Genomic DNA, 12,995 nt, shown 5'->3' with positions numbered 1-12,995 from the left:
GACAGCGGCGCAAGCCGCTAACTGAGCGTGTCGGATGGCGCCATGCGTGCAAAGCCATGCCAAAAATAAAAATAATGAGGAGCGTCCATGGACAACGTTAAACGTTGCTTTCGTTTCAAGCATTGCACCCTGTTTCTGGCGTTATGCAGTGCAGGCGTGATGATCGAAAGGGCCGAGGCCATGCAAATGGACCTGGGGGATTCGGACTGGAAACTGCGTTGGGACAACACCATCAAGTACAGCCAGGCCTGGCGTCTGCAAGGTCAGGACAGCCGATTGGTCAACGCACCGACCGCCAATGGCCTGTACCCCTCGATCCAGAGTCAGGGCGATAAAAACTTCAGCCGCGGACTGGTCTCCAACCGGCTGGATCTGTTTTCTGAAATGGACCTCAGCCGGCAAAACTATGGGCTGCGTGTGAGCGGCGCGGCCTGGTACGACGATATCTACAACCAGGACACCGACAGCAGCGAGCAACCGCATTTCCTCAGCGAAACCCGCGAGCTCCACGGTCGCGACGCGGAAATTCTCGACGCCTTCGTGTTCCTGCGCGGTGACCTCGGTGAAGATTCCCAGGGCGTGGTGCGTCTGGGCCGGCACAGCCTGATTTACGGTGAAAGCCTGTTCTACGGTGGCAACGGCATCGCCAATGCCCAGGGGCCGACCGATGTAGTCAAGTTGCTCAGCGTGCCGGGAACCCAGTTCAAGGAAATCCTGCGCCCGGTCAATCAAATCTCCGGGCAGTTGCAGATCAACCCGCAGTTGTCGGTGGGCGCTTACTACCAGTTCGAGTGGGAGCGTTCCAATCTGCCCGGCGCCGGCAGCTACCTGAGCGATGCCGATGCCATCGGTTATGGCAGCGGTTCCCTGCGCGAAGTGTTCGGCAACGACACGGTGAATGGCGGCGATCTGAAACCGCGAAATTCGGGGCAGGGCGGCATGCAGATTCGCTTCAAACCGACCGGAACGGAACTGGAGCTGGGTTTCTACGCCGCGCAGTATCACGACAAAGCCCCGATCGGCCTGTACGCCTACCTCGACGGTGCGGCCGCGGCAGCCACCGGGCTGCCGATCCTGAGTTCCTATCGTCAGGTCTACGCCGAAGATATCAAGACTACCGGCGTCAGCTTCTCCACTGCCTATGGGCCGTTCAACTTTGCCGGTGAAACCTCCGTGCGCTGGAATGCGCCACTGGTGAGCAACCTGCAAGTGGTGACCCCAGGCATGGAGGCCGATGGCGGCGATGACTCACTGTTTGCCCGGGGCAAAACCGCTCACGCCAACCTGTCGGCAATTTACCTGCTATCGCCTGGTGCTTTTTGGGATGGCGGCTCGGCACTGGCCGAACTGGCGTGGAACCGCACTCTGAGTGTCACCGAGAACGCCGCGGCCCTGGATTCCAACACCACCCGCGATGCCACTGCGTTGCGGGTATTGATGGAGCCTGCGTACTTCCAGGTTGTCGACGGGATCGACCTGACCGTGCCGATCGGCATGGGCGTGGTGCTCGACGGGCGTTCTTCGGCCGTCAACAAGTCGGGCTTTGGCAATACCCATGCAGGCGACTGGAGTGTCGGGCTCAAGGCCACGTATCTGCAGCGCTGGGATGTCGGCCTGAACTACGTGAACTTCTTCGGTGCGCCGAAAGCCGGGCTGCGCGAGGACGGTAATTTCAGTTACGGGCAGTCGCTGGCCGACCGTGACTTCGTCTCGCTCTACGTGAAAACCTCATTCTAATAAGGTGGATTCGCCATGCAGAACAACGCTTTCCTGAACACTTGCGTCCTCACCCTAGCCCTTGCCGGCATCAGTCTGGCGCAGGCAGCGGTGTCGCCTGAACAGGCTGCACGTTTGAAGTCTGAACTGACGCCCCTTGGCGGCGAGCGCGCCGGCAATGCCGATGGCAGCATCCCGGCCTGGGACGGCGGCTACACCAAGGTCGCGCCGGGCTACAAACCGGGTGACAAACGTGCCGATCCATTCGCCAGCGAGAAACCGCTGTATTCGATCAAGGCCTCGAACATGGAGCAGTACGCCAGCGGATTGGCCGAAGGCACCAAGCTCCTGCTGAAGAAATACCCGGACTATCGCCTGGACGTATACCCGACCCATCGCTCGGCGGCGGCCCCGCAATGGGTGTATGACAACACCGGCAAGAATGCCACCCGTGCCACGCTGGATGTGGACACCGAGAAAGTCAGCAGCGCCTATGGCGGCATTCCGTTCCCGATCCCGGACAACGGCGCGCAAGTGCTGTGGAACTACCGGTTGTCCTGGCAGGGCGGCGAGACCATCAGCGCACCTTTTGATACCTGGCTGATGACCGCCGGTGGCAAGAAGGTCCAGGCAACCCGAGCCCTGTTCAGCTATCAGTTTCCCTACTACTCCGAAAGCGGCAGCCTGGAAAATTTTGCCGGCAAGTACCAGATTGGCAAACTGCTGACCGAACTCCCGTCATCCAAGGCCGGCGAAGGCCTGATGACCCATTGGGACATGGACCCGGCCAACCGTGCGGCCTGGCAGTATCTGGTCGGCCAGCGCCGGGTACGCCGAGCGCCAAACATCGCCTACGACACCCCGGACTTCGTCACCTCTGGCGTCGGTCTGTTTGACGAAGCGTTCATGCTGTTCGGGCCTACCGACCGCTACGATCTCAAGCTTGCGGGCAAGAAAGAACTGATCGTCCCCTACAACAATAACCGCGCCGGCTTGGCCAAGAGCGACGACCTGGTCAAACAGAACTTCCTCAATCCTGATCTGGTGCGCTGGGAGAAGCATCGGGTCTGGGTGGTCGAGGCCACGCTCAAATCCGGCAAGCGCCATGTGGTGCCGCATCGGACCTACTACGTCGACGAGGACTCCTGGCAGATCCTGATGGTCGACGGGTATGACGCTCAGGGCAAACTGGGTCGGCAGATGTATTCGCTGACGCTGTTGGCACCGGACTTGCCGGCGCTCACTGCGCAAGTCATGTGGGGCAGCTACAACCTCGATACCGGCGCCTACTTCCTTAACTCTTCGAGCAACGATCTGGCGGTCCAGTACCAGACGATCGCAAAACCTTCGGCTTCCTTTTACACACCGGATGCCATGGCCAACGAAAACATGCGTTGAACTATGGAGCGCCGTGACGAGCGAAAAACTCGTCGCGGTCGCTGGCGATTTTCCAGGCGGGATAAAGACATGAACGTTGAAAAAATCTTTGCGAGTTTCGGTCTGCGATGGAGTGCCTGCGCGCTGGCGTTGTGTCTGTTGGCGAGCACGTCCATGGTTGCACAGGCCGCGACGTTTGCTGTGCTACAGCAGCCGGCACTGCCGACCGCCAAGGCCGCGCGCGCGGTATTGCTTGGGTTGGCCCGGGCTGGCGAGCGTCTGGTGGCGGTCGGCGAGCGAGGCATCGTGTTGCTCTCGGATGACTCTGGAATGACTTGGCGCCAGGCCCGTGTGCCGGTCAGCGTCAGCCTGACCGCGGTGCAATTTGTCGATGCCGAGCAGGGCTGGGCGGTCGGTCATCTGGGGGTGGTGTTGCACACCGAGGACAGTGGCGAAACCTGGCACAAGCAACTCGACGGTGAGCGTGCCGCCGCGCTGGCGGTGCAGGCCGCGGAGCGCGATGCCCATCAGCCGGGCGGCGCCAGCAACCTTGCGCAGGCACGGCAGATGCTGGATGACGGGCCGGATAAACCGTTTCTCGACCTGTACTTCAGTGACCGCCTGCATGGCTACATCGTTGGCGCCTACAACCAGATCTATCGCACCGACGACGGCGGGCGAAGCTGGCGGCCGTGGATGCAGCATGTGGACAATCCGCAGGGCCTGAATCTTTATGGCATTCGCGCTTCGGGTAACAACCTGCTGCTGGTAGGAGAGCGCGGTCTGTTGTTGCGTTCGACCGATGCCGGGCATTCGTTCCAGCCTCTGAAATCACCTTATGAAGGCAGCTTCTTCGGTCTGCTTGGCACCCGAGCAGGAGCGTTGATTGCCTATGGATTGCGCGGCAACGCCTGGTGGTCCGAGGACCGTGGCAGCAGTTGGCGACGCCTCGACACCGGCATCGAATCAACACTGGCGACCGCCATCGAGCTGCGTGACGGCAGCCTGCTGTTGGCCAGTCAGAGCGGTGAACTTTTGTTCAGCCATGACCAGGGTCGCAGCTTCGACAAGCGCCAGAGCCGCAGCGGCGGGACGGTCGCTGCCGTGCAACAGACAGCCGACGGCAGTCTGGCCAGCGTCGGCTTGAGTGGCGTGGCCACTGATCAGGATCCGCGGGCCTCCGCCAAACCTTGAAACTTCACGGTGTAGCGCTATCGGGCCATGGCCCGTGCAACAGGAGTCAGACTTGAAAGACGACAAAACCCAAACCGTGATCGGCCGCCTGGAAGACTTCGACCAGGCGTCGGGCAACTTCGCCGAGCGAATGATCTTCAACCATCGACCGTTGGTGATCCTGCTGTGTCTGCTGGTGACGCTGGTGCTCGGTTGGCAAGCCACGCGCATCGGTATCAACGCCAGTTATGAGAAGACCATCCCTACGGGGCACCCCTATGTCGCCAACTTCCTGGAGAATCGCAGCGAGTTGAGCGGTCTGGGCAACTCGTTGCGGATTGCCGTGGAGGTCAAGCAGGGCAGCATCTTCACCAAGGATTACCTCGACACCCTGGCCAGGCTCAACGACGAGCTTTATCTGCTGCCGGGTGTCGACCGCCCCTACATGAAGTCGTTGTGGACCCCGACCACGCGCTGGACCGCCGTGACCGAGGAGGGGCTCGATGGCGGCACCGTGATCCCCGACGATTACGATGGCTCGGCGACCAGCATCGAGCAGGTGCGGACCAACGTCGCCCGTTCCGGTGAGGTCGGCCAATTGGTCGCCGGCAACTTCAAGTCCAGCGTGATCTTCGTGCCGTTGCTCGAAGTCAGTCCGCAGACCGGCAAAGCCCTGGACTACGGCGAGTTCTCCCGGCAGCTGGAGGCGCTGCGGGACAAGTACCAGACCGATGAACTGCGCATCCACATCACCGGGTTCACCAAAATCGTTGGCGATCTGATCGAGGGGCTGACCCAGGTCTTGTTGTTCTTCGTGATGGCCGTAGTGGTGACCGTGGTGGTGCTTTTCGGTTACACCCGCTGCGCGCGCAGCACCCTGGTGGTTGTGACCTGTTCGCTGGTGGCCGTGCTCTGGCAGATGGGCCTGCTCGCGATACTTGGGTTTGAGCTGGACCCGTACTCGGCGCTGGTGCCGTTTCTGGTGTTTGCCATCGGCATGAGCCATGGCGCGCAGAAGATGAACGGTATCATGCAGGACGTCGGTCGTGGCACCCACCGGGTAGTGGCCGCGCGTTATACCTTTCGCCGACTGTTTGCCGCCGGGATGACCGCTTTGCTCTGCGATGCGGTGGGCTTCGCCGTATTGCTGCTGATCAACATCCGGGTGATTCAGGACCTGGCGATCACCGCCAGCCTCGGCGTGGCGGTGCTGATCTTCACCAATCTGATTCTGCTGCCGATCCTGCTCAGCTATATCGGTGTCAGCCCGGCAGCGGCGCAACGCAGCCTGAGTTCGGAAACCGCCGAGCTGCAAGCACAGATCAAGCATCCGTTGTGGCGTGTGCTCGATTTGTTCACCCAGCGGCGCTGGGCCATTGGCGCCATGCTGGGCGGCCTACTGCTGGCAGCATTCGGTTTTGCCGTGAGCCTGAACCTGAAAATCGGCGATCTCGATCCTGGCGCCCCGGAGTTGCGCGCCGACTCGCGCTACAACCGCGACGCGCTGTTCATGACCCAAAACTATGCGGCCAGTTCCGATATTTTCGTGATCATGATCAAGACGCCGGAAGATCAGTGCACGCGCTACGCCAGCCTGTCTGCGGTGGACGCGTTGGCCTGGCAACTGGAGCAATTGCCTGGCGTGGAGTCGACCACTTCAATGGCAGCGCTGAGCAAGATCGCCACGGCCGGCTACAACGAAGGCAACTTCAAGTGGTATGAGCTGATCCCCAATGACGGCGCGCTGGGTGCGGTGCAGACTCGTGCACCGCGGGAGCTGTTCAATCAGGGCTGTTCGATGCTGTCGCTGTACGTTTACCTGTCCGATCACAAGGCCGATACCCTGAATCGGGTGGTGGAGGCGAGCGAAGCCTTCATCGCTGCGCATCAGGTGCCAGAGGTCAAATTCATGCTGGCCGCCGGCAGCGCCGGCATCGAAGCCGCGACCAATATCGTGGTGAAAAAATCCATGCACGAGATGCTGTTCTGGGTCTATGGCGCGGTCAGCCTGCTTTGCCTGCTGACCTTCCGTAGCTGGCGTGCAACCCTTTGCGCGATGCTGCCGCTGATGCTCACCTCGATTCTTTGCGAGGCGCTGATGGTGGGGCTGGGCATGGGAGTAAAAGTGGCGACACTGCCGGTCATCGCGCTCGGCGTGGGCATCGGCATCGACTATGCGCTCTATGTGTTGAGCGTGATCCTGGCTCGAATGCGTGCCGGTGACACTCTGGCACAGGCCTATTACCAGGCGCTGTTGTTCACCGGCAAAGTGGTATTACTGACCGGCATGACACTGGCGGTCGCGGTATCGACGTGGGCCTTCTCGCCGATCAAATTCCAGGCCGACATGGGCATCCTGCTGGCCTTCATGTTCCTGGTGAACATGCTCGGTGCCTTGATCCTGCTGCCGGCACTGGCCTGGATGCTGCTGCCGCAGAAGGTCTTCGCAAAAAAGCCTGAGGCGAGCGTGCTTGTGGAGTGGGTCAAGGAGAGCTGAAGGGCTCGGCACGCCGGACCCTGTGGGAGCAGGCTTGCTCGCTCCCACAGGTCTCGCGTTTTAACTGACGGGAATCAGGCCTTGGCCTTTTCCATCGATACAGTTAGTGGGACCGAACGGGCAATCACGCTGATGATGGTCAGCGCTGCAATCACCAACCCGGGTGAGGTCGCCAGCAACACCCCGGTGGTGCCGGCCCCGGCCGCCAGAATCTGCCCAGCGGCCAAGGGCCCGGCCACTGACCCCAGGCGCCCGATGGCCACTGCCGCGCCGACGCCGGTGGCACGCACCGAGGTTGGGTACGACGGCGGTGCCAGCGCGTAAAGCACCAGTTGCGCAGCCATCACAAACAACCCTGCGGCAAACCCGGCGATGCCCATCGGGACAATGCCCGCCGACAGGCCGACCCCGGCCAGCGCCACCAGCAATCCGGTATAGACAAACAGCACCACCTTGATGCCGTTGCAGCGATCCAGCAGCAGTCCGCCGAGCAGGGAGCCGAGGGCGCCGCCGATATTGAACAGCATCTGCACCAGGCCCGCCTGGGGTTTGCTGAAGCCCTGTTCCAGCAGCAGTGATGGCAGCCAGTTCAGCAACATGTACATCACGGTCAAGGTGAAGAAGTAACTCAGCCACAACGCCAGGGTGACGCGAGCCCGGCCTTCGCCGAACAGTGCCTGGCCGGTTGATGCGCGCGCCACATTGACGGTCGCTTGTTGCTGGCGAAAGGCGCTGGACTCGGGCAGCAACAGGATCATCAGCGGCACCACCAGCAACGGCGCGAGACCGCCGATGATGAAGGTCGCCTGCCAATGATCGGTGAACAGCATGGCGACCACCGCCGCCAGTGCTCCACCCAATGGCACGCCGGCATACATGATGCTGATGGCGGTACCTCGGCGTTGCTCTCCCACGGCTTCGGCGCACAGGGCGATCAGGTTGGGCAGGGCGGCGCCCAGGCCCAGGCCGGTCATGAAACGCGCCAACAGCAGGCTGGAGAAAGTACTGACGTAGGCAGTGCTGAGCGAGAACACGCCGAACAGCAGCACCGCTGCGATGAGGATTTTCTTGCGACCAATGCGATCGGCAATCCAGCCGCCGAAGAAGGCGCCCGGCAGCAAACCGATGATGCCGGCACTGAACACCCAGCCCATCATTTTCGGGTCCAGGGCAAAGGTCTGGCGCAAGCCCGCGGCAGCAGTGCCGGCAGCTTGCAGGTCGAAGCCTTCAATCAGTGCAACGATAAAACACAGGGCGATGGTCAGCGTCGTACGACGTGATGGGGTGTCCATGGCGAACCTCATTATTGTTTTTGTGGGTGTGCTGACGGGTGAGCGCGAGCCTGCTCGCCTAAAGCGGTGACAGGTTGAAATTAAGATTAACAAAGATAACTAAAAAATGAACGGTCAAGGATATTCGCTATAAAATGTCATTAATTCCATATAAATCAATGTCATGACGTATGACTGAAGATTGATCTAAAAAATAGATAATAATATTAATGTTCGTTTATCGGTCATTGTGGATTGACGCCACCCTCAGCTCTTTCCATTCTCTGGCCTGAGATTCCTGGGGCAACCCTGGCGATCCCGTTCAAAAAACAACAACAATAAGTGGACATCGAACATGCCAACGCTCCCTTGGAACGCCCTTGCGGCGACTTCAGCCTTACCTGTTCGCGCACCCCGCCTGGTCCTGCTGGGCTTGAGTGTGATTGCCACCCCGGCGCTGGCCGAAGGCTTTATTGACGACAGCCACGGCACCTTGACCTTGCGCAATTACTACCTGGACCGGGACTACAAGGATGACGGGGCGAAAACCGCGACCAGGGAATGGGCTCAGGGTTTCATCATGAATGTGGAGTCGGGCTTTACCCCGGGGGCTGTCGGCTTCGGCCTGGATGCCCGCGGGCTGATGGGGGTGAAGCTGGACTCGTCGCCGGACCGCAGCGGCACCGAGTTGCTGCCGGTATCCCGCAGCGACAAACGGGCGGCGGACGAGTATTCGCGCCTGGCCATGACCGCCAAGATGCGTTTTGCCCAGACCACGGTTAAAACCGGTGATGTGTCGATCTTCCTGCCGTTCGCTTTCGCCAGCCCGTCGCGGCTGTTGCCGCAGACTTTTCGCGGCACCACCCTAAGCTCAAAGGACATCGACGGGCTGACCCTCAATACCGGCTACATCGATCGCATCAACAAGCGTGATTCCACGGACTACCAGCCGATGAGCATCGCCTCGCCGAACCGGCGTTTCAACGGCGCGGCCACTTCATCGCACATGGCCTATGTCGGCGGCGATTATCAGGTGAACAAGGACCTCAGTCTGCGTGCCTATCACGCCGAAGTGGCAGACCTGTACCAGCAGAACACCCTGGCCTTGCTGCACAATCTGCAGGTGGGCGAGGGTACGCTGACCACCGATCTGCGCAGCTTTTTCAGCGATGAGGATGGCAGCGCCAAGGCCGGCAAGGTGGACAACCGAAACCTTTCGGCGCTGTTCGGCTATCGCTTCGGCGGCCATCGCCTGAGCCTGGGCTATATGCACGCCAGTGGAGATACAGCAACGCCTTATGTGTCAGGCACCGAGTTGATGGGCATGAGTGAACTGACCATGAGTTCGGACTTCCTCAATGCCAAGGAACGGACTTGGCAGGCGATGTACGACTATGACTTTGCCGCCGCCGGGGTGCCTGGGCTGAAGAGCCGGCTACGTTATGTGCGCGGTGACCATATCGAGCTGACGGCACTGAATGCCGACGATCGCAAGGAGCGAGAGTTCCAGATGGAACTGGGGTATGTCATCCAGAGTGGCCCGCTGAAGAACGTCGGGCTGATGGCGCGTAAGTCGATCTATCGCAATGACTTCCCCGCCGGCGCGGCATTTCGCGATGAAAACCAAACCCGCTTTCTGGTGCTCTACACCGTACCGATCTGGTAAGTCGTTTTACCTGCCACGAGGCCGGCCGCTCCCCCAGGAACGCGCCGGCGTTGGCGTTTCAGGCTTGATAGACCTTCTTCAGCAGCCTGAGCAGTTCTTCGCGTTCCTGGCTGTCGAGGTTGGACGTTGCATCCAGGTCGCTCTCGGCCGCGATCAGTTTCAGCTCCTTGAGCAGGGCCTCGCCGGTCTTGCTGAGAAAAATTCCATAGGAGCGCTTGTCCGGTTTGCAGCGCACCCGCACCGCCAGTGCCCGGCTTTCCAGTTTGTTCAGCAGCGGCACCACTTGCGGTGGCTCGATGGTCAAAGCCTTGGCCAGATCGGCCTGCATCAGCCCGGGATTCTGGTCGATGATCGCCAGGGCCGAGAACTGCGCCGGTCGCAAGTCATGGGCCGAGAGTCGACCAATGAGGTTCTGGAACAGTTTCAGCTGCGCCCGGCGCATGGCGTAACCGATCAGATCGTCCAGGGCGGAATCCAGCGGCACCTGGGTTTCGGTGCTGTCGGCAGGGGCCTCGGGGGCGGCGGCAATCTTGGAAGACTTGGCCATTGCAGGGTGAATCCTCAGGCTGGCGGTTAAGAAGACTATCTAGTTTGCCGAGATTGGCCGGGGATAGCCATGACCTCTTTCAGATCTCTGGGCGTTGCGCTTGTTTTAGGGACAAAAAATATTCTGTTAATTTGATTAATAGTTAATTGACATAACTAATATTGGGGTTTAGTTTTTACCCATCGTCAAGCCAAGAACAAGAGAGCAACGCCATGAGCAATTACGAAGGTCGCTGGACAACCGTCAAGGTCGAGATCGAGGAGGGCATCGCCTGGGTCATTCTCAACCGCCCGGAAAAACGCAACGCCATGAGCCCGACATTGAACCGCGAGATGATCGACGTTCTGGAAACCCTGGAGCAGGATCCGGACGCCGGTGTGCTGGTACTGACCGGTGCTGGCGAAGCCTGGACTGCAGGCATGGACCTCAAGGAATACTTCCGCGAAGTGGACGCCGGCCCGGAAATCCTTCAGGAAAAAATTCGTCGCGAAGCCTCTCAATGGCAATGGAAACTGCTGCGTATGTATGCCAAGCCAACCATCGCCATGGTTAACGGTTGGTGCTTCGGTGGCGGTTTCAGCCCGCTGGTGGCCTGCGACCTGGCGATCTGCGCCGATGAAGCGACCTTCGGCCTGTCGGAAATCAACTGGGGCATCCCGCCAGGCAACCTGGTGAGCAAGGCCATGGCCGACACCGTGGGCCATCGCCAGTCGCTGTACTACATCATGACCGGCAAGACCTTTGGCGGGCAGAAAGCCGCCGAGATGGGCCTGGTCAACGAGAGCGTACCCCTGGCGCAACTGCGTGAAGTGACGATCGAGCTGGCGCGTAACCTGCTGGAGAAAAACCCGGTGGTGCTGCGGGCGGCCAAGCATGGCTTCAAACGTTGCCGCGAACTGACTTGGGAGCAGAACGAAGATTACCTCTACGCCAAGCTAGATCAGTCGCGCCTGCTGGACACCGAAGGTGGCCGCGAGCAGGGCATGAAGCAGTTCCTCGACGACAAGAGCATCAAGCCCGGTTTGCAGGCTTACAAGCGCTGAACCCCGGCATTGAATCAGGGCGAGCTGGCCGGGCGATCGAGCGTCTGCCAGCTGTTTGCCCCGGCGCCCAGGCGCTACTGTGAGCCCCTCGAACGTATTCCCGATAAAGACAATAAAGAGGAATCACCATGCTGGACGTGCCCCTGCTGATCGGCGGCCAGTCGTGCCCCGCCCGAGACGGACGAACCTTCGAACGGCGTAATCCGGTGACCGGCGAAGTCGTGTCACGGGTTGCCGCCGCCACCCTGGAAGATGCCGACGCCGCCGTGGCCGCGGCCAAAGCGGCATTTCCGACCTGGGCGGCCCTCGCCCCCAATGAACGACGCACTCGGTTGTTGCGTGCGGCCGAGCAGTTGCAGGCCCGCAGCGCGGAATTCATCGCGGCAGCCGGCGAGACCGGCGCCATGGCCAACTGGTACGGTTTCAATGTGCACCTGGCGTCGAACATGCTGCGTGAAGCGGCGTGCATGACCACTCAGATCACCGGCGAAGTCATTCCCTCCGATGTGCCCGGCAGCTTCGCCATGGCCTTGCGTCAACCCTGCGGCGTGGTGCTGGGTATCGCGCCCTGGAACGCCCCGGTGATCCTCGCTACCCGCGCCATCGCCATGCCGTTGGCCTGCGGCAACACCGTGGTGCTAAAGGCGTCGGAACTGAGCCCGGCGGTGCACCGGCTGATTGGTCAGGTGTTGCAGGACGCAGGCCTCGGTGATGGCGTGGTCAACGTCATCAGCAACGCGCCTCAGGATGCAGCGGCAATTGTCGAGCGGCTGATCGCCAACCCTGCGGTGCGTCGGGTCAACTTCACCGGCTCGACCCATGTCGGGCGCATCGTCGGTGAACTGTCGGCGCGTCATCTCAAACCGGCGTTGCTGGAACTGGGTGGCAAGGCGCCGTTCCTGGTGTTGGAGGATGCCGACCTGGACGCAGCGGTGGAGGCTGCGGCCTTCGGCGCCTTCTTTAATCAGGGGCAGATCTGTATGTCCACCGAGCGCCTGATCGTCGATGCCAAAGTGGCCGATGCCTTTGTCGCCAAACTCGCGGCGAAGATCGCCACTTTGCCCGCCGGCAACCCCAACGCCGAAGGTGCGGTGCTCGGTTCACTGGTTGACAGCAGCGCCGGTGAACGCATCAAACTGTTGATCGACGATGCCCTCAACAAGGGAGCAACCCTGGTCACGGGCGGCCAGCTTGCGGGCAGCATTCTGCAGCCGACCTTGCTCGACGGCGTCACCGATGCCATGCGCCTGTACCGCGAAGAGTCCTTCGGCCCGGTGGCGGTGGTGGTGCGTGGCGAGGGCGATGAAGCACTGCTGCGCCTGGCCAACGATTCCGAGTTCGGCTTGTCGGCGGCGATCTTCAGCCGCGACACCGGCCGTGCTCTGGCCCTGGCCCAGCGAGTCGAGTCGGGCATCTGCCATATCAACGGCCCGACCGTGCACGACGAGGCGCAGATGCCCTTCGGCGGGGTCAAGTCCAGCGGCTATGGCAGTTTTGGCGGCAAGGCGTCTATCGAGCATTTCACCCAGTTACGCTGGGTGACCTTGCAGAACGGCCCGCGGCACTACCCGATCTGAGCATCCGCCGCACCGTCGGGCAAGCGAACGCTTGAGAGCAATCGTTGCCCGTGTGCAGGCAGACATAACAATAAAGAGGCTGCAGCCACTGGCTGCCATGCCCCGGTTGAACGCATTTCTGCGAGCCG

9 protein-coding genes are annotated in these 12,995 nt (G+C 60.9%); 7 read left to right on the top strand and 2 right to left on the bottom strand.

Going from position 1 to position 12,995, the window contains the following annotated elements; all coding sequences use genetic code 11:
- Nucleotides 1-87: 87 nt before the first annotated feature.
- From ACZ89R_RS03285 to ACZ89R_RS03270, 4 genes are all read left to right on the top strand, one after another.
- Nucleotides 88-1,737 (top strand): DUF1302 domain-containing protein, encoded by a 1,650-nt coding sequence (locus tag ACZ89R_RS03285; RefSeq protein ID WP_429546724.1) that lies wholly within the window; start codon nucleotides 88-90, stop codon nucleotides 1,735-1,737.
- Between the two features lie 15 nt (nucleotides 1,738-1,752).
- Nucleotides 1,753-3,114, top strand: a complete 1,362-nt coding sequence (locus ACZ89R_RS03280) for a DUF1329 domain-containing protein (protein ID WP_429543244.1) — start codon at nucleotides 1,753-1,755, stop codon at nucleotides 3,112-3,114.
- Nucleotides 3,115-3,183: 69 nt separating this feature from the next.
- Entirely contained in the window at nucleotides 3,184-4,287 is a 1,104-nt protein-coding gene (locus ACZ89R_RS03275; RefSeq protein WP_429546725.1) for a WD40/YVTN/BNR-like repeat-containing protein, read from the top strand.
- Between the two features lie 52 nt (nucleotides 4,288-4,339).
- Nucleotides 4,340-6,763, top strand: a complete 2,424-nt coding sequence (locus tag ACZ89R_RS03270) for an efflux RND transporter permease subunit (protein ID WP_429546726.1) — start codon at nucleotides 4,340-4,342, stop codon at nucleotides 6,761-6,763.
- Between the two features lie 74 nt (nucleotides 6,764-6,837).
- Here ACZ89R_RS03270 and mhpT read toward each other — a convergent pair whose 3' ends face one another.
- Nucleotides 6,838-8,055: a 3-(3-hydroxy-phenyl)propionate transporter MhpT gene (gene mhpT, locus ACZ89R_RS03265; protein ID WP_429546727.1), complete on the bottom strand. Its 1,218-nt coding sequence runs from the start codon at nucleotides 8,053-8,055 to the stop codon at nucleotides 6,838-6,840.
- Between the two features lie 334 nt (nucleotides 8,056-8,389).
- Between mhpT and ACZ89R_RS03260 the strand changes: the two genes are divergently transcribed.
- The gene (locus ACZ89R_RS03260) at nucleotides 8,390-9,700 is read left to right on the top strand and encodes an OprD family porin (RefSeq protein ID WP_429546728.1); all 1,311 of its coding nucleotides are present in this window, start codon (nucleotides 8,390-8,392) and stop codon (nucleotides 9,698-9,700) included.
- A gap of 58 nt (nucleotides 9,701-9,758) precedes the next feature.
- On the opposite strand, the gene ACZ89R_RS03255 is transcribed toward ACZ89R_RS03260, so the two are convergent.
- Nucleotides 9,759-10,247 (bottom strand): MarR family winged helix-turn-helix transcriptional regulator, encoded by a 489-nt coding sequence (locus ACZ89R_RS03255; RefSeq protein WP_429546729.1) that lies wholly within the window; start codon nucleotides 10,245-10,247, stop codon nucleotides 9,759-9,761.
- Between the two features lie 212 nt (nucleotides 10,248-10,459).
- Here ACZ89R_RS03255 and ACZ89R_RS03250 point away from each other — a divergent pair, with 212 nt between their 5' ends.
- Together ACZ89R_RS03250 and ACZ89R_RS03245 are read left to right on the top strand one after the other, a co-directional pair.
- Nucleotides 10,460-11,290 carry a p-hydroxycinnamoyl CoA hydratase/lyase gene (locus ACZ89R_RS03250; protein ID WP_007895816.1) on the top strand — a complete coding sequence of 277 codons (831 nt, stop codon included), beginning with the start codon at nucleotides 10,460-10,462 and terminating at the stop codon, nucleotides 11,288-11,290.
- 128 nt (nucleotides 11,291-11,418) lie between these two features.
- The gene (locus tag ACZ89R_RS03245; protein ID WP_429546730.1) at nucleotides 11,419-12,867 is read left to right on the top strand and encodes an aldehyde dehydrogenase; all 1,449 of its coding nucleotides are present in this window, start codon (nucleotides 11,419-11,421) and stop codon (nucleotides 12,865-12,867) included.
- Nucleotides 12,868-12,995: the final 128 nt, after the last annotated feature.

Source organism: Pseudomonas sp. TE3728 (assembly GCF_056279145.1).
Note: the sequence above shows the minus strand (reverse complement) of the source record. Positions and strands in the feature narration are given on the sequence as shown.

Bases quoted from the DNA above. Each gene is read 5' to 3' on its own strand.
- ACZ89R_RS03255 (WP_429546729.1), bottom strand. From the start codon at position 10,247: ATGGCCAAGTCTTCCAAGATTGCCGCCGCCCCCGAGGCCCCTGCCGAC.
- ACZ89R_RS03280 (WP_429543244.1), top strand. From the start codon at position 1,753: ATGCAGAACAACGCTTTCCTGAACACTTGCGTCCTCACCCTAGCCCTT.
- ACZ89R_RS03260 (WP_429546728.1), top strand. From the start codon at position 8,390: ATGCCAACGCTCCCTTGGAACGCCCTTGCGGCGACTTCAGCCTTACCT.
- mhpT (WP_429546727.1), bottom strand. From the start codon at position 8,055: ATGGACACCCCATCACGTCGTACGACGCTGACCATCGCCCTGTGTTTT.
- ACZ89R_RS03250 (WP_007895816.1), top strand. From the start codon at position 10,460: ATGAGCAATTACGAAGGTCGCTGGACAACCGTCAAGGTCGAGATCGAG.
- ACZ89R_RS03275 (WP_429546725.1), top strand. From the start codon at position 3,184: ATGAACGTTGAAAAAATCTTTGCGAGTTTCGGTCTGCGATGGAGTGCC.
- ACZ89R_RS03285 (WP_429546724.1), top strand. From the start codon at position 88: ATGGACAACGTTAAACGTTGCTTTCGTTTCAAGCATTGCACCCTGTTT.
- ACZ89R_RS03245 (WP_429546730.1), top strand. From the start codon at position 11,419: ATGCTGGACGTGCCCCTGCTGATCGGCGGCCAGTCGTGCCCCGCCCGA.